Annotated in this window: 17 protein-coding genes; 10 read left to right on the top strand and 7 right to left on the bottom strand. The window is 55.3% G+C overall.

Annotated elements, in window-relative coordinates; genetic code table 11:
- Nucleotide 1 precedes the first annotated feature (1 nt).
- The 7 genes from ftsQ (at nt 2) to mutT (ending at nt 8,329) form a co-directional block, all read left to right on the top strand.
- The gene (gene ftsQ, locus SK51_RS00550) at nt 2-844 is read left to right on the top strand and encodes a cell division protein FtsQ (RefSeq protein ID WP_003856342.1); all 843 of its coding nucleotides are present in this window, start codon (nt 2-4) and stop codon (nt 842-844) included.
- Nucleotides 841-2,097 carry a cell division protein FtsA gene (ftsA, locus tag SK51_RS00545; protein ID WP_003856340.1) on the top strand — a complete coding sequence of 419 codons (1,257 nt, stop codon included), beginning with the start codon at nt 841-843 and terminating at the stop codon, nt 2,095-2,097. Before ftsQ ends, ftsA begins: the two co-directional genes overlap by 4 nt.
- 62 nt (nt 2,098-2,159) lie before the next feature.
- A complete protein-coding gene (gene ftsZ, locus SK51_RS00540; RefSeq protein ID WP_022647048.1) occupies nt 2,160-3,311 on the top strand; it encodes a cell division protein FtsZ in 1,152 nt (383 codons plus the stop codon).
- A 101-nt stretch (nt 3,312-3,412) separates the two neighbouring features.
- A complete protein-coding gene (gene lpxC / locus SK51_RS00535) occupies nt 3,413-4,330 on the top strand; it encodes a UDP-3-O-acyl-N-acetylglucosamine deacetylase (RefSeq protein WP_003856337.1) in 918 nt (305 codons plus the stop codon).
- Nucleotides 4,331-4,610: 280 nt separating this feature from the next.
- Complete coding sequence (gene secM, locus SK51_RS00530; protein ID WP_032621757.1) at nt 4,611-5,114, top strand: secA translation cis-regulator SecM; 504 nt, start codon at nt 4,611-4,613, stop codon at nt 5,112-5,114.
- Between the two features lie 59 nt (nt 5,115-5,173).
- Nucleotides 5,174-7,879, top strand: coding sequence for a preprotein translocase subunit SecA (gene secA / locus SK51_RS00525; RefSeq protein WP_022647050.1), 2,706 nt, complete (start codon nt 5,174-5,176; stop codon nt 7,877-7,879).
- A gap of 57 nt (nt 7,880-7,936) precedes the next feature.
- Nucleotides 7,937-8,329: an 8-oxo-dGTP diphosphatase MutT gene (mutT, locus tag SK51_RS00520; protein WP_032621758.1), complete on the top strand. Its 393-nt coding sequence runs from the start codon at nt 7,937-7,939 to the stop codon at nt 8,327-8,329.
- A gap of 34 nt (nt 8,330-8,363) precedes the next feature.
- Here the strand turns inward: mutT and yacG are convergent, their stop codons facing one another.
- Genes yacG through coaE form a run of 3 tightly spaced genes read right to left on the bottom strand, consistent with a single transcriptional unit; the run spans nt 8,364 to nt 9,931 of the window.
- On the bottom strand, nt 8,364-8,558 hold the full coding sequence (gene yacG / locus SK51_RS00515; protein ID WP_003856332.1) for a DNA gyrase inhibitor YacG: 195 nt from the start codon (nt 8,556-8,558) through the stop codon (nt 8,364-8,366).
- 9 nt (nt 8,559-8,567) lie between these two features.
- Complete coding sequence (gene zapD / locus SK51_RS00510) at nt 8,568-9,311, bottom strand: cell division protein ZapD (RefSeq protein ID WP_022647052.1); 744 nt, start codon at nt 9,309-9,311, stop codon at nt 8,568-8,570.
- Nucleotides 9,311-9,931, bottom strand: a complete 621-nt coding sequence (gene coaE, locus SK51_RS00505) for a dephospho-CoA kinase (protein ID WP_023299329.1) — start codon at nt 9,929-9,931, stop codon at nt 9,311-9,313. Before coaE ends, zapD begins: the two co-directional genes overlap by 1 nt.
- A gap of 228 nt (nt 9,932-10,159) precedes the next feature.
- Here coaE and SK51_RS00500 point away from each other — a divergent pair, with 228 nt between their 5' ends.
- A complete protein-coding gene (locus SK51_RS00500; RefSeq protein WP_022647054.1) occupies nt 10,160-11,203 on the top strand; it encodes a GMP reductase in 1,044 nt (347 codons plus the stop codon).
- 33 nt (nt 11,204-11,236) lie between these two features.
- Here the strand turns inward: SK51_RS00500 and hofC are convergent, their stop codons facing one another.
- From hofC to nadC, 4 genes are all read right to left on the bottom strand, one after another.
- Entirely contained in the window at nt 11,237-12,421 is a 1,185-nt protein-coding gene (gene hofC, locus SK51_RS00495) for a protein transport protein HofC (protein ID WP_023305442.1), read from the bottom strand.
- A complete protein-coding gene (gene gspE / locus SK51_RS00490) occupies nt 12,411-13,790 on the bottom strand; it encodes a type II secretion system protein GspE (protein WP_023305443.1) in 1,380 nt (459 codons plus the stop codon). Before gspE ends, hofC begins: the two co-directional genes overlap by 11 nt.
- 12 nt (nt 13,791-13,802) lie before the next feature.
- On the bottom strand, nt 13,803-14,240 hold the full coding sequence (ppdD, locus tag SK51_RS00485) for a prepilin peptidase-dependent pilin (protein WP_023299332.1): 438 nt from the start codon (nt 14,238-14,240) through the stop codon (nt 13,803-13,805).
- A 174-nt stretch (nt 14,241-14,414) separates the two neighbouring features.
- Entirely contained in the window at nt 14,415-15,308 is an 894-nt protein-coding gene (gene nadC / locus SK51_RS00480; RefSeq protein ID WP_023305444.1) for a carboxylating nicotinate-nucleotide diphosphorylase, read from the bottom strand.
- A gap of 87 nt (nt 15,309-15,395) precedes the next feature.
- On the opposite strand from nadC, the gene ampD reads away from it, so the two are divergent.
- Together ampD and ampE are read left to right on the top strand one after the other, a co-directional pair.
- Nucleotides 15,396-15,959 (top strand): 1,6-anhydro-N-acetylmuramyl-L-alanine amidase AmpD, encoded by a 564-nt coding sequence (gene ampD / locus SK51_RS00475; protein ID WP_022647059.1) that lies wholly within the window; start codon nt 15,396-15,398, stop codon nt 15,957-15,959.
- Nucleotides 15,956-16,810: a beta-lactamase regulator AmpE gene (gene ampE / locus SK51_RS00470; protein ID WP_023299333.1), complete on the top strand. Its 855-nt coding sequence runs from the start codon at nt 15,956-15,958 to the stop codon at nt 16,808-16,810. The genes ampD and ampE overlap by 4 nt, the downstream gene beginning before the upstream one ends.
- Nucleotides 16,811-16,824: the final 14 nt, after the last annotated feature.

Below are 16,824 nucleotides of genomic sequence, written 5' to 3'. Positions count from 1 at the left end.
TATGTCTCAGGCTGCGTTGAACACGCGCAACCGCGATGACGAAGAAGAATATTCTTCTTCGCGCCGGAGTAATGGAACGCGTCTTGCAGGGATTATCTTCCTGCTCGGGGTGCTGTGCACCGTGTTTATCAGCGGCTGGATGGTGCTGGGCTGGATGGAAGACGCACAGCGGTTGCCGCTGTCGAAGCTGGTAGTGACCGGAGAGCGTCACTACACGCGTAACGATGACATTCGCCAGTCAATTCTGGCGCTGGGGTCGCCTGGCACCTTTATGACGCAGGACGTCAACATTATCCAGAGTCAGATTGAACGTCTGCCGTGGATAAAACAGGCGAGTGTCAGAAAGCAATGGCCTGATGAATTGAAGATTCATCTGGTTGAATATGTGCCGATTGCGCGTTGGAATGATCAGCATATGGTTGACGTAGACGGAAATTCGTTCAGCGTCCCGAGCGATCGTGTCAACAAGCAGAATTTACCGATGTTGTATGGCCCGGAAGGCAGCGAAAACGAAGTATTACAGGGTTTTCGTGAGATGGGGCAGGTGCTGGCTAAGGATCGCTTTACGTTAAAAGATGCTGCGATGACGGCGCGCCGTTCCTGGCAGCTGACCTTAACGAATGGCATTAAGCTCAATCTTGGCCGCGGCGACACAATGAAACGTCTGGCGCGTTTTGTAGAACTTTACCCGGTTTTACAGCAGCAGGCGCAGACGGATGGCAAACGGATAAGCTACGTTGATTTGCGCTATGACTCAGGCGCAGCAGTCGGTTGGGAGCCGGCTCCGGTCGAGGAACCTAATCAGCAACAAAATCAGGCACAGGTACAGGCAGAACAACAATGATCAAGTCGACGGACAGAAAATTGGTAGTAGGACTGGAGATTGGCACCGCGAAGGTTGCCGCTTTGGTAGGGGAAGTTCTGCCCGACGGTATGGTCAATATCATTGGCGTGGGCAGCTGCCCTTCCCGTGGTATGGATAAAGGTGGGGTAAACGACCTTGAGTCGGTGGTGAAATGCGTTCAGCGCGCCATCGACCAGGCTGAATTGATGGCAGATTGCCAGATTTCCTCTGTCTATCTGGCTCTTTCTGGTAAGCACATCAGCTGCCAGAATGAAATCGGTATGGTGCCGATTTCTGAAGAAGAAGTGACGCAGGAAGACGTTGAGAACGTTGTCCACACGGCGAAATCTGTGCGTGTTCGCGACGAGCACCGTGTGCTGCATGTGATCCCGCAAGAATACGCGATCGACTACCAGGAAGGTATCAAGAATCCGGTCGGTCTGTCGGGCGTACGTATGCAGGCAAAAGTGCACCTGATCACATGTCACAACGATATGGCGAAGAACATTGTAAAAGCCGTTGAACGTTGTGGCCTGAAAGTTGACCAACTAATTTTCGCCGGACTTGCCGCGAGCTATTCCGTGCTGACCGAAGACGAACGTGAACTGGGCGTCTGTGTGGTCGATATTGGTGGTGGTACAATGGACATGGCTGTCTATACCGGCGGTGCGTTGCGCCACACCAAAGTGATCCCGTACGCCGGGAATGTGGTGACCAGCGATATCGCTTACGCCTTTGGTACGCCACCGAGCGATGCAGAGGCGATTAAAGTGCGCCACGGTTGCGCGCTGGGCTCTATCGTCGGCAAAGACGAGAGCGTTGAAGTACCGAGCGTAGGCGGTCGACCGCCGCGCAGTTTGCAACGCCAGACGCTGGCAGAGGTAATTGAGCCGCGTTATACCGAGCTGCTCAACCTGGTCAACGAAGAGATTTTGCAGTTACAGGAACAGCTTCGCCAGCAGGGTGTGAAACATCATCTCGCAGCGGGGATTGTATTAACCGGCGGGGCAGCGCAAATTGAAGGTCTTGCGGCCTGCGCTCAGCGCGTGTTCCATACGCAGGTGCGTATTGGTGCGCCGCTGAATATCACCGGTTTAACGGATTATGCTCAGGAGCCGTACTATTCAACGGCGGTGGGCCTGCTGCACTACGGGAAAGAATCCCATTTAAGTGGTGAGGCAGAGGTGGAAAAACGCGTCTCGGTGGGGTCGTGGGTCAAACGACTTAACACCTGGTTGCGAAAAGAATTTTAATTTTTTAAGAGACCGGAGAGAATTAGCGGTCTCGGGCGACAGGCACAACGGAGAGAGAGATTATGTTTGAACCTATGGAATTAACCAACGACGCGGTGATTAAAGTCATCGGCGTCGGTGGCGGCGGCGGTAACGCCGTAGAGCACATGGTGCGCGAGCGCATCGAAGGTGTTGAATTCTTCGCGGTGAACACCGATGCGCAGGCGCTGCGTAAAACGGCTGTTGGCCAGACGATTCAGATCGGTGGTGGCATCACCAAAGGTCTGGGAGCAGGGGCTAACCCGGAAGTGGGCCGCAACGCGGCTGAAGAAGATCGTGAAGCGCTGCGCGCTGCACTGGACGGTGCAGACATGGTCTTCATCGCAGCGGGTATGGGTGGCGGTACAGGTACCGGTGCAGCACCCGTTGTAGCGGAAGTCGCTAAAGATTTAGGTATTCTGACCGTTGCTGTCGTGACCAAGCCTTTCAACTTTGAAGGTAAGAAGCGTATGGCTTTCGCGGAGCAGGGTATCACCGAGCTGTCCAAGCACGTGGACTCTCTGATTACCATTCCGAACGACAAGCTGCTGAAAGTGCTGGGTCGCGGTATCTCTCTGCTGGACGCCTTTGGCGCGGCAAACGACGTGCTGAAAGGCGCGGTTCAGGGTATCGCTGAACTGATTACCCGTCCTGGCCTGATGAACGTTGACTTTGCAGACGTTCGCACCGTGATGTCCGAGATGGGCTACGCGATGATGGGCTCTGGCGTGGCGAGCGGTGAAGACCGTGCGGAAGAAGCCGCTGAAATGGCGATCTCTTCTCCACTGCTGGAAGATATCGATCTGTCTGGCGCGCGCGGCGTGCTGGTCAACATTACCGCTGGCTTTGACCTGCGTCTGGATGAGTTCGAAACCGTGGGTAACACCATCCGTGCATTCGCCTCTGACAACGCGACCGTTGTTATCGGTACGTCCCTTGACCCGGAAATGAACGACGAACTGCGTGTGACTGTTGTGGCCACCGGTATCGGTATGGACAAGCGTCCTGAGATCACCCTCGTGACCAACAAACAGACTCAGCAGCCGGTGATGGATCGTTACCAGCAGCACGGTATGTCGCCTCTGACTCAGGAGCAAAAACCGGCTGCGAAAGTGGTGAACGACCCGACTCCACAAACGGCAAAAGAGCCAGATTATCTGGATATCCCGGCGTTCCTGCGTAAGCAAGCTGACTAAGAATTGGCTGGAATTTGGGGATTTGCGCTCTTTGTGCTAAACTGGCCCACCGTTAGTGATATACACTCTCGGTTGGATAGTTAATTTGGCGAGATTATACGATGATCAAACAAAGGACACTTAAACGTATCGTTCAGGCGACGGGTGTCGGTTTACATACCGGCAAGAAAGTCACACTGACGTTACGCCCTGCGCCGGCCAATACCGGGGTCATCTATCGTCGCACCGACTTGAATCCACCGGTAGATTTTCCGGCCGATGCCAAATCTGTGCGTGATACTATGCTCTGTACTTGTCTGGTGAACGAGCATGACGTGCGGATTTCTACCGTAGAGCACCTGAACGCCGCCCTGGCGGGTCTGGGTATCGACAACATTATGGTTGAAGTCGATGCGCCAGAAATCCCGATCATGGACGGGAGTGCTGCTCCGTTCGTTTATTTGTTGCTGGATGCCGGCATCGAAGAACTGAACTGCGCGAAGAAATTTGTTCGCATTAAAGAGACCGTTCGCGTCGAAGATGGCGACAAATGGGCTGAATTCAAACCGTACAATGGTTTCTCGTTGGACTTCACCATCGATTTTAACCATCCGGCGATTGACTCCAGCACCCAGCGCTATGCGATGAACTTCTCTGCGGATGCGTTCATGCGTCAGATCAGCCGAGCACGTACCTTCGGCTTTATGCGTGATATCGAATATCTGCAATCCCGCGGCCTGTGCCTGGGCGGCAGCTTCGATTGTGCCATCGTTGTTGACGATTATCGCGTACTGAACGAAGATGGCCTGCGTTTTGAAGATGAATTTGTCCGTCACAAAATGCTGGACGCGATCGGCGACCTCTTCATGTGTGGTCACAACATCATTGGTGCCTTTACCGCGTTTAAATCCGGTCATGCACTGAACAACAAACTGTTGCAGGCCGTCCTGGCAAAACAGGAAGCCTGGGAATATGTGACCTTCGAAGACGAAGCTGAACTGCCGCTGGCGTTCAAAGCCCCGACTATGGTCCTGGCGTAACGGTTAAAGCCGTTTCGTAAGAAAAGCGACTGGTTCACCTGGTACTCTCTCCGACCAGGGAAGCCAGTCGTTTTTATTTCTGCCCTTTCTGGATTTGTCTCTCTCACCCCTGGCCTGTGTTGGGTGCCAAATAACGGTGTGTTCGCTGCATTAATGACCGTTTTTACCTGCTGCAAGGTGTCATTCCTGCTGTCGTGTATTGGCTTTAGTGGTAATATCTGGGCGCTAAAAAAGAATAACTGAACTCAGCCTGCACTGGCGGGCGAACGTGGTGGAGCAAGTGAGCGGAATACTGACGCGCTGGCGACAATTTGGCAGACGTTACTTCTGGCCGCATCTCTTATTGGGGATGGTCGCGGCGAGTCTCGGCTTGCCTGTGCTCAGCAACAGCGCAGACGCGGCAACGCCAGCACGTTCCACGACGACCAAACACGATCTCACCACGCGGGTTAACTTCACTAATCTCGCATGGCTTGAAGCCAACCGTCGTCCCAATTTCTCCGTTGATTACTGGCAGCAACACGCGATTCGCACGGTTATTCGCCATCTGTCGTTCGCGATGGCGCCGCAGACGATGCCTGTTGCTGAAGAAACGCTGCCGGTCCAGGCTCAGCACCTTGCTCTGCTCGATACGCTCAATGCGCTTCTGACGCAGGACAACCAGCCGCCTGTGACCGTGAGTCAGACGGCGCAAACTGCTTTTGTTTCCCCCGCATCCTTCTCTGTTTCGACCTGGATTAGCCAGGTTCACGGCATCCGTGCCGGGCCTCAACGCCTCAGCTAAATTAACCCTTTTTCAATACCTTAATTTATCTGCCCGACTGGGGCGTTTGAGATTTTATTATGCTAATCAAATTGTTAACCAAAGTTTTTGGTAGTCGTAACGATCGTACCCTGCGCCGCATGCGCAAAGCTGTGAACGTCATCAACGGTATGGAACCGGCGATGGAGAAGCTCTCTGATGATGAACTGAAAGCAAAAACCGCGGAGTTCCGTGCGCGTCTGGAGAAAGGCGAAACCTTAGAAAGCCTGATCCCGGAAGCCTTTGCCGTAGTACGTGAGGCCAGTAAACGCGTGTTCGGCATGCGTCACTTCGACGTGCAGCTGCTGGGCGGGATGGTGCTCAACGAGCGCTGCATCGCGGAAATGCGTACCGGTGAAGGTAAAACCCTGACTGCAACGCTGCCGGCTTACCTGAATGCGCTGACGGGTAAGGGCGTTCACGTTGTTACCGTCAACGACTATCTGGCGCAACGCGACGCCGAAAATAACCGTCCACTGTTCGAATTCCTCGGCATGACCGTGGGCATTAACATGTCCGGCCTGCCGGCACCTGCGAAGCGTGAAGCCTACAACGCGGACATCACCTACGGCACCAACAACGAATACGGCTTCGACTACCTGCGTGACAACATGGCGTTCAGCCCTGAAGAGCGCGTCCAGCGTAAACTGCACTATGCGCTGGTGGATGAGGTTGACTCCATTCTGATCGATGAAGCGCGTACCCCGCTGATCATCTCCGGCCCGGCCGAAGACAGCTCCGAGATGTACCGTAAAGTCGACAAAATCATTCCACACCTGCTGCGTCAGGAGAAAGAAGACTCCGATACTTTCCAGGGTGAAGGTCACTTCTCCGTGGATGAAAAAGCGCGTCAGGTCAACCTGACCGAACGCGGCCTGGTGAAAATCGAAGAGCTGCTGGTGGCTGAAGGCATTATGGAAGAGGGCGAGTCTCTGTACTCCCCGAGCAACATTATGCTGATGCACCACGTAACGGCTGCACTGCGCGCGCACGCCCTGTTCACCCGCGACGTTGACTACATCGTTAAAGACGGTGAAGTCATCATCGTCGATGAACACACCGGTCGTACCATGCAGGGACGTCGCTGGTCCGATGGTCTGCACCAGGCCGTGGAAGCGAAAGAAGGCGTGGATATTCAGAACGAAAACCAGACGCTGGCGTCTATCACCTTCCAGAACTACTTCCGTCTGTACGAGAAGCTGGCGGGGATGACCGGTACCGCAGATACCGAAGCGTTTGAGTTTAGCTCCATCTATAAGCTGGATACCGTGGTAGTACCAACCAACCGTCCAATGATCCGTAAGGATATGCCGGACCTGGTTTACATGACCGAAGCGGAAAAAATCCAGGCGATCATCGAAGATATTCGCGATCGTACCGCGAAGGGCCAGCCGGTTCTGGTGGGGACCATCTCCATCGAGAAATCTGAAGTGGTGTCTAACGAGCTGACCAAGGCGGGCATCAAGCACAACGTGCTGAACGCCAAGTTCCACGCTAAAGAAGCAGATATCGTTGCGCAGGCGGGTTACCCGGCTGCCGTAACCATCGCTACCAACATGGCGGGTCGTGGTACCGATATTATGCTCGGCGGTAGCTGGCAGGCCGAAGTGGCCGAGCTGGAAAACCCAACCCCGGAGCAAATCGCGCAGATCAAAGCCGACTGGCAGGTGCGTCACGACGCGGTGCTGGCATCCGGTGGTCTGCACATCATTGGTACCGAGCGTCATGAATCTCGTCGTATCGATAACCAGCTGCGCGGTCGTGCGGGCCGTCAGGGTGATGCCGGTTCTTCCCGCTTCTATCTGTCCATGGAAGATGCGCTGATGCGTATTTTCGCCTCTGACCGTGTGTCCGGCATGATGCGTAAACTGGGCATGAAACCTGGCGAAGCGATCGAGCACCCGTGGGTTACCAAAGCGATTGCCAACGCCCAGCGTAAAGTAGAAAGCCGCAACTTCGACATTCGTAAGCAACTGCTGGAATATGATGACGTTGCCAACGACCAGCGTCGTGCAATCTATACCCAGCGTAACGAACTGCTGGACGTGTCCGACGTGAGCGAAACCATCAACAGCATTCGCGAAGATGTGTTCAAAGCCACTATCGACGCGCACATTCCACCGCAGTCTCTGGAAGAGATGTGGGATATCGAAGGCCTGCAGGAACGTCTGAAAAACGACTTCGACCTCGAACTGCCAATCAAAGAGTGGCTGGACAAAGAGCCTGAGCTGCACGAAGAGACCCTGCGCGAGCGTATCTACGAAACCGCGCTGGACGTCTATAAGCGTAAGGAAGAAGTGGTTGGCGCTGAGATGATGCGCCACTTCGAGAAAGGCGTAATGTTGCAGACCCTGGACTCCCTGTGGAAAGAGCACCTGGCGGCAATGGACTACCTGCGTCAGGGTATCCACCTGCGTGGTTATGCGCAGAAAGATCCGAAGCAGGAGTACAAGCGTGAATCCTTCTCCATGTTTGCTGCCATGCTGGAGTCGCTGAAGTATGAAGTCATCAGCACTCTGAGCAAAGTTCAGGTGCGTATGCCGGAAGAAGTGGAAGCGATGGAGCAGCAGCGTCGTGAAGAAGCTGAGCGTCTGGCACAGATGCAGCAGCTGAGTCATCAGACCGATGAGAGCGAAGCCGCAGCGGCAATCGCAGCGCAGACGGGCGATCGTAAAGTCGGTCGTAACGATCCGTGCCCATGCGGTTCCGGCAAAAAATACAAGGCGTGCCACGGCCGCCTGAGCTAAGAACATAACAAAACGAAAAGGCGCAGATATCTGCGCCTTTTTTATGGACGTGACATGATGAAAACACTGCAAATTGCTGTCGGGATCATTCGCAACCCGCAAAACCAGATCTTCATTACCCAACGTGCCGCCGATGCGCATATGGCCAACAAATGGGAATTCCCCGGCGGGAAAATCGAATCAGGTGAAACGCCGGAGCAGGCGCTGGTGCGTGAGCTTCAGGAAGAGGTGGGGATCACCCCGCTTGATGCAACGCTGTTCGATAAGCTGGAGTACCAGTTTCCGGACAGGCACATCACGCTCTGGTTCTGGCTGGTGGAAAACTGGGAAGGTGAGCCATGGGGAAAAGAGGGGCAGCCGGGTAACTGGATTGAGCTTCAGGCCAGCGATGCGGAAAAATTCCCGCCTGCCAATGAGCCTGTGATCCTCCGGCTGGTCGCACAACCGTAGGCCTGCTAAGCGAAGCGCCAGCAGGCTTTAAATGTTACTGCTGGTTTTCGCTCCAGTCATCGCTATCCGAGAGATCGCCTTCGCTCGGAATGCGTTTCTCTTCCGCCGCCCATTCGCCCAGGTCTATAAGTTGACAGCGTTTGCAGCAGAATGGGCGAAATGGACTCACTTCTCCCCAGACGACAGTTTTCCCACAGGTTGGGCAGTTTACGGTGGTTACGTCAGACATCGGCACTCCTTAACAACAGGCCAGTTCAAAATCGAGGCGTTCCGGCACGGTGCCATGCTCACTGTCCAGCGGCATAAAGCGGATCGCGAAACGGCTTTTATGTCCGGAAATTTGCGGGTAAAGCTGCTCGCCAAGAGAGAGATTCAAACGCAGAAGATCGGCGTCGTCGCCGTTATCCTGATAAAAACCGTTGAGACTGGTCTGCTTGCGGAACGGGGCAGAGTTACGCACAAGATCGAGGATCAGGGATAACGTTTGATTCATCGGCTCCAGACTGCCCATCCAGCTGTTTACCTGGCGATCGCGCTGTTCCTGCGGCATGTGCAGCCACATATGCAGCGTTGGAAGGTCAAAGCTACAGCAACCGCCCGGTATGCTCAGACGCTGACGCACCAGCGCAATCAGACGGTCCTCGCGTAAAAATTGTCCAACGCGTGGCGCGGCCATCAGCGTCGCGCTGCTGTTTTTTAGCTGCTGGCGTAAAGCGTCAATTCGACTTTTATCTACGCCCGGTACTTCGGCCCAGGCCTGTAATTTACGCTGCTGGCGCTCCAGCTCTTTCAACAGCTCAGTGCGGACATCGCCGCGTTCAATCACATCCAGCAGATCGCCCACGTTGCGGAAAAAATGCAGCGCGGTGGCATGATCGTTGACGGGCAGATGTTGTGAAAGTTGTTGAATAAGAAATTCTATGCGTAGCCAGGTACGCATTTTTTCGTTAAGCGGATGCTCAAAAAGGATATGAGTCGACATTATGGTTTTTCCTGTGCAACGGCCTGCGCGGCGAAGGTCAGATACTGCGCATGCAGACGAGCAACATCCGATGCAATGGCATCTGGTGCGCCGTTATTATCAATAACATCATCCGCAACGGCGAGGCGCGCTTCGCGCGTGGCCTGTGCGGCAAGAATTTGTTCAGCATGCTCGCGTGAAACATGGTCACGCGCCATGGTTCTCTGGATTTGCGTTTCGCGGGAAACGTCAATCACCAGCGTTCTGTCTGCTTTATTTTGAAGCTGATTTTCCACCAGTAACGGGATCACCCACAACACATAGGGCGAACTGGCTGCGGCAATCTGACGCTGAGTTTCATGGTGGATAATGGGGTGGAGCAGGGCATTAAGCCAGGCTTTTTCCGCCGGATCGGAAAATATGCACTCACGCAACTGCCGACGATTCAGGGTGCCGTCAGCCTGTATCACACGGCGACCAAAATGCGCTTCGATGGCGTTTAAGGCGGGTGTATTGGGTTCTACCACCTGACGGGCAATGATATCGGCGTCGATAATCGTGATGCCGAGACGAGCAAACGCGTGCGCAACGGTGCTTTTACCACTACCGATGCCGCCGGTTAATGCGACGATATACCCCATTAAATCAGATCCTGGGAATTATTCAGTTTTAAAATCAGTTGCTTAAAATTCAAACTTACAACAGCCAATGTTTAGCTCTCTTTACCCGCTTTTTACCAGGTAAATTTATAGGATTGTAGCGTAAAAAAAGAGAATTTCGCAGTCTTGCGGAGCAGGTATTAGTGCGTATGATAGCGTCACTGGAGTTGTGCTTTTAATATATTTGCCTCTAACCCCAGGAATCCGCACATGCGTATTGAAGAAGATCTGAAGTTAGGTTTCAAAGACGTTCTTATCCGCCCTAAACGCTCTACACTGAAAAGTCGCTCAGACGTTGAACTCGAACGTCAATTCACCTTTAAGCATTCCGGTCAGACGTGGTCTGGCGTGCCGATTATCGCGGCCAATATGGACACCGTCGGGACCTTCGAGATGGCGACCGCGCTGGCGCAATTCGACATCCTTACTGCGGTACATAAACACTACAGCCCTGAGGAGTGGAATGCGTTTGTCGCCTCCGCCTCGGCTGACGTGGTGAAGCATGTGATGGTCTCGACCGGTACGTCTGATGCAGATTTCGAGAAAACCAAACAGATCCTGAACGCCAATCCGGCGCTGAATTTTGTCTGCATTGACGTGGCAAATGGTTATTCCGAGCATTTCGTCCAGTTCGTCAGCAAGGCGCGTGAAGCCTGGCCAACCAAAACCATCATCGCGGGCAACGTGGTGACCGGTGAAATGTGTGAAGAGCTGATCCTCTCCGGGGCCGACATTGTGAAAGTAGGCATTGGCCCGGGGTCCGTTTGCACCACGCGCGTGAAAACCGGTGTGGGTTATCCGCAGCTGTCTGCGGTAATTGAATGCGCTGACGCCGCGCACGGTCTGGGCGGCCAGATCATCAGCGACGGTGGCTGCACCATGCCAGGCGATGTGGCGAAAGCCTTCGGCGGCGGCGCGGACTTCGTGATGCTCGGTGGCATGCTGGCCGGCCACGAAGAGAGCGGTGGTACCGTGGTGGAAGAGAACGGTGAGAAATTCATGCTGTTCTACGGAATGAGCTCTGAATCTGCGATGACCCGTCACGTGGGGGGTGTCGCGAAATACCGTGCGGCGGAAGGCAAAACCGTTAAGCTGCCACTGCGTGGCCCGGTCGAAAACACGGCGCGCGATATCCTCGGCGGTCTGCGTTCTGCCTGCACCTACGTTGGGGCTTCCCGCCTGAAAGAGCTGACGAAACGCACGACGTTTATCCGCGTTCAGGAGCAGGAAAACCGCGTATTTAATAGCCTCTGACGGCTACGGCTGGCGCGCGTCCGTGCGCCAGCATTACCCCGCGCTCATTGCATCCCCCAGATGGAAAATTGGCAGATACATCGCCACCACCAGCGTGCCAATAATCAGACCTGTCACGACCAGTAGCAAAGGCTCAAGAAGCGCCGCCAGATTGTCTGCCTGCTGAAATGTCTGTTCCGTATGATGGCGGGCCAGATTCATCAGCATCACATCCAGTGAACCCGATACTTCTCCGGTGCGAATGAGCTGAATACACAGTGGCGTAAAAACAGAGGCCTTCTGGAAGGAGGACCACACGGGCATCCCCTGTTCGATATCGCTGCGTATCTCACGGAGTTTCTCCTGCCAGTAGCCACTCTCAACGGTCTCCTCCACACTCTCCACTCCTTGTAAAAAGGCAATCCCGGCCTGCTGGGTTAATGACAGCACTGTAAAAATTTGCCCCAGTTTTTGCCCACGCATCAGCGTGCCCATCACCGGTACGTGTAATAAGACATACTGCCAGCGCGGATGCCGCCGCAGCTTACAGGCGATGACAACCATTGCCACGAGCAGGGCCAAAAGAGTGAGGATATGCGCCTGAACCAGGGCCGCCAGCCCCATGACTGCCTCCGTGAGCAAAGGGAGCGGGGTGTTGAACGTTTTGTAGATTGCAGCAAACTCAGGCAACACCAGTGTGACCATCGCCAGCACCACGAAAACGGCCAGCGTCAGGATGATCAGCGGATAGCGCAGCGCTTTCTTCACCTTTGCACTGAGCTGCTGCTGGGATTTTTGTTGCTGCGCAAGCTGACGGCAGCAGGCTTCGAGCTTACCCGTCAGCTCACCCGTCTTCACCATCGAGACATAAAGGGGGCTAAACACCTCTGGCCATTTCTTCATGGCCTCTGACAGGGCGCAACCTTCGCTCAGGTCATCAGCAAGACTGTGCAGCAGCGCCTGCCAGTGCTTCAAAGGATGCTGTTCCGCCAGCATGTGCAGGCTTTGGGACAGCGTTAGTCCGGCCTGTAGCAGCGTGGCGAGCTGGCGAAAAATATCGTAGCAGTGTTGCACCTGCCATCGGTGTCGCTGCTGGCAGCGTTTTAGCGCCAGCGGGTGCAGCTGTTTAAGCACCAGAGCCGTGTAAGCTGCGTTACGGTCGATGGCCCAGAGGGTGCCGGTTTGCACCTCCCCCTCGGTGGTCAGGGCACGCCAGCGCCAGAGCGAATTAGCAGCCATCGGGCATTCCCAGGACGCGCAACAGCTCTTCGAGCGTGGTCAGCCCTTGCTCCACGGACATGCAGCCATGCTCAAACAAAGATGTCATTCCCGCCTGACGTGCGCTGGACCCAATCACCTCCGTGCTTGCTCCGCTGGCGATGGCCTGCCGCAGCGTGTCGTCGATGACGAGCACTTCAAAAATGGCTACGCGACCATAAAAACCGTGGTAGCAGCGATCGCAACCGGTGGGTTGCCAGCGAGGAAGCGGCCGGGGCCACAGCGTGCGAGGTAATTCGGTGTGGCGGCTGGCTTCCTGTCGGCAGTACGGGCATAAACGACGCACCAGCCGCTGGGCAATCACCATCGAGAGCGCCGAAGAGATCATCCAGCGCGCGACGCCCATCTGTTGCAGCCGTACCAGCGTTTCAGTCGTCGAATTAGTATGGAGGGTGGACAGCACCAGATGCCCGGTTTGCGCCGCCTTAATGGCAATTTCTGCCGTTTCGCCGTCACGAATTTCACCCACCATAATGATGTCAGGATCCTGCCTGAGCAGGGCACGCAGCACGCTCTGGAAGGTCAGCCCCGCGCGCGGATTAATCTGCGTCTGGTTTAAGCCTGCAAGCGGGATTTCAACGGGATCTTCCACGCTGCAAATATTAACGTCAGGGGTATTTCGCGCCTGTAACGCGCTGTACAGCGTCACCGTTTTCCCGCTACCGGTCGGGCCGGTGACCAGAATCAATCCCTGAGGGCTGTTAAGCGCCCCGGCAAAACGGGCCTGCTGGTCTGCACTCATCCCCAGCAGTTCAAGCTCCAGTGCCTGCTGCACCTGGTGAAGCAGACGAAGCACGATTTTTTCTCCACCGCTACAGGGAAGGGTTGCGATACGAAAAGAGACGGGGACGCTTGCCAGCTCCACCGTAAACTGACCGTCCTGCGGCAGGCGGCGCTCCGCAATATCCAGTTGGCCCAGCACCTTCAGGCGTGCGGCAAGCGTCGTACCGAGGGCGGCGGAAACCGGCGGTTGCGGGTAGAGAACACCGTCGATTCGCAAACGGATCTGGTAGCCGTGCTCCGTCGGTTCAATATGGATGTCAGAAGCCCGCTGGTTCACTGCCTGCTGCAACGTTGTACTGAGCACGTCAGCGGCTGAGTTTGGCGCTATTCCCGGCAGGTGTGATGATGAGAGGGACTGAAGCCGTTTTTCCATCCGTTCGGCCGTCCAGCACTCAATATCAATACGTTTCTGCGTGGCGAAGCGTAACGCTTCCATCAGCTCAGAGGCAGGATTACCCACCACCGCAATGCTGATCATCTCGGTGTCGCTTGCGAGTAGCAGTGCGTGATGGCGCTGACAGAGCGTCATAAGCTGTTCGGTGTTCATTGTCCACTCCTGTCAGTTGTTGTCGAAGCGGAAAACATCTTCACAGGCTTGTCTGAGCGCCGTGTCGGACGCAATGTTGCAGGCGCGCGTCCAGCCCGTCATACCGTTACCGTCGCTCCAGATCGGTGTCATGAGCACTTCAAGTCCGTTAAGGCTTTCCTGCCCTGTTAACGATACGACCCCCTTCGCCACGCTCATCGCTGAAACGTAACGCGTGGTAGTCGGGGAGGGGATGCCATTGGTTCCTGCGTCGCAGCGATCCACACCACCACGATCCAGGGCGCAAAGCTCAATAGCGGTGCGGTAGGGAATGAACGTTTGCAGCATATCGGTGAGCGCTGCTTTTCGCAGGTAGTTCTGATAAGCCGGGATGCCAATCGCGCTCAGGATGGCAATAATGCCAATGACCACCATTAACTCAATCAGGGTAAATCCTTGTTGTCTGTTCATATCTGCTCCTTACGTTAAGTGGCGCTACTGTGGCAGTACCGGCGCGCAGAAACGAGGGGCAAAAGCGCGAACGTGAAAGGGTTTTCAGGGAAATGATTCAGTGTTGCAGAGAAGGACAGCGTAATTGCGAGCGGTTTCGTATTTCCCCTCTCCGGGCGGAGAGGGGAAGATCAGTTATTTGAAGCGCATCGAGAGGTCCAGGGCACGTACGTGCTTGGTCAGGGCGCCAACGGAGATATAATCGACGCCGGTTTCAGCAAATTCGCGGAGGGTGTCGAACGTCACGTTGCCGGACACCTCAAGCTGCGCCTGGCCGTTTGTGCGTTTGACCGCTTCACGCATCTGCTCCGTGTCGAAGTTATCGAGCATGATGATGTCAGCCCCCGCTTTAATGGCCTCGTCCAGCTCATCCAGCGTTTCCACTTCCACCTCAACCGGCACATCCGGATGCAGCCAGAAGGCTTTTTCCACGGCCTGACGTACCGAGCCAGAGGCAATAATGTGGTTCTCTTTGATCAGGAAGGCATCGGATAGCCCCAGACGATGGTTGGCGCCGCCACCGCAGAGCACGGCGTATTTCAGCGCGGTGCGCAGGCCCGGCAGGGTTTTACGGGTATCCAGTAGCTGCGTGCGGGTGCCTGCCAGCAGGTCAACGTAGCGGCGTACTTCACTGGCAACGCCAGAGAGCGTTTGCACAAAATTGAGCGCGGTGCGTTCACCGGTCAGCAAGACGCGGGACGGGCCGTCCAGCTCGAACAGTAGCTGATTTGCCGTGACCGCATCACCGTCCTCAACGTGCCATGTTACCTGCACCTCGTCGCCCGCCAGCTGGGTAAAGACCTCCTCAACCCAGCGTTTGCCGCAGAAAACCCCCGCTTCGCGGGTGATGACTACCGCGTGCGACCGTGTCTCTTTTGGCAACAATTGGGCGGTAATATCGTTATCGGCACTGACGTCACCGCCGAGGTCTTCTCTCAGGGCATGGGCAACGCTTGCCGGGATATCACTATTAATACGTTCCAGAAGCGCGTCACGTCGGTGGTCGGGGTTATAGCGGCGAGGCGGCATGATAAAACTCCAAATTGGTAACGAATCATAATATTGAAACATGCTACTCTGAACCGAGTAACAGCACCATAGATAAGGAGTTCCAGCATGTTGTTAGAAAACGGATGGCTGGTGGACGCGCGACATGTACCGTCGCCGCACCACGATTGCCGCCCGGAGGATGAAAAGCCCACACTGCTGGTGGTTCACAACATAAGTCTCCCGCCAGGTGAGTTTGGCGGTCCGTGGATCGACGCGTTATTCACGGGAACGATAGATCCCGATGCTCATCCTTACTTTGCTGAGATTGCGCATTTGCGTGTATCGGCGCACTGCCTGATCCGCCGTGATGGCGAAGTGGTTCAGTATGTTCCTTTTGATAAGCGAGCCTGGCATGCCGGCGTGTCGATGTATCAGGGGCGCGAGCGGTGCAATGATTTCTCCATTGGAATTGAACTGGAAGGAACGGACACCACGCCTTACACCGATGCGCAATATCAGAAACTGGTTGCTGTGACGCAAACTTTAGTGGGGCTTTATCCCGCCATTGCAGACAATATTACGGGGCACAGCGACATCGCCCCCGAAAGAAAAACCGACCCCGGCCCGGCGTTTGACTGGTCCCGGTTTCACGCCATGCTTACCACGTCGTCAGATAAGGAGATAACATGACGTTGTTTACCATGCTGCTGGTTATGATCGCCGAACGCCTGTTTAAGCTCGGCGAGCACTGGCATCTGGATCATCGGCTGGAAGTGTTATTCCGCCGGATCAGGCATTTTTCCATGCTACGCACGCTGCTTATGACGGCAGGTGTGATGGTGATTACGTTCCTGTTGCTACGCTCACTTTACGGCCTCTTTTTCAACGTGCCGCTGCTGGTGGTATGGATACTGCTGGGCGTGTTGTGTATTGGCGCGGGCAAGGTGCGTTTGCACTATCACGCGTATCTGAAAGCTGCTTCCCGGGATGATGTCCACGCGCGCGGCGCGATGGCGAGCGAGCTGACGATGATCCACGGCGTACCGCCGGACTGCGATGAACGCGAATTTCTGCGCGAGCTACAAAACGCGCTGCTGTGGATTAACTTCCGTTACTACCTGGCGCCGCTGTTCTGGTTTGTGGTGGGCGGTCCATGGGGACCGGTACTGCTGATGGGCTATGCTTTTCTGCGCGCCTGGCAGACCTGGCTTGCCCGCTACCTTACGCCGCATGAACGTCTCCAGTCCGGCATTGATGCCATTCTGCACGTGCTCGACTGGCTTCCGGTGCGACTGGTCGGCGTGGTCTATGCCCTCATCGGTCACGGTGAAAAGGCGTTGCCAGCGTGGTTTGCCTCCCTTGCAGACCGCCATACCGCGCAGTATCAGGTCTTAACCCGACTGGCTCAATTCTCGCTGGCTCGCGAGCCGCACACGAACAAAGTCGAAACGCCTAAAGCTGCCGTCTCGATGGCGAAAAAAACGTCGTTTGTGGTGGTGGTGATTGTGGCGTTGCTGACGATTTACGGCACGCTGGTCTGACCCAGCGCGCCGAA

Source organism: Enterobacter sp. MGH85 (assembly GCF_001037655.1).
Classification (GTDB): domain Bacteria; phylum Pseudomonadota; class Gammaproteobacteria; order Enterobacterales; family Enterobacteriaceae; genus Enterobacter; species Enterobacter intestinihominis.
This window is presented reverse-complemented; position numbering and strand designations above follow the sequence as displayed.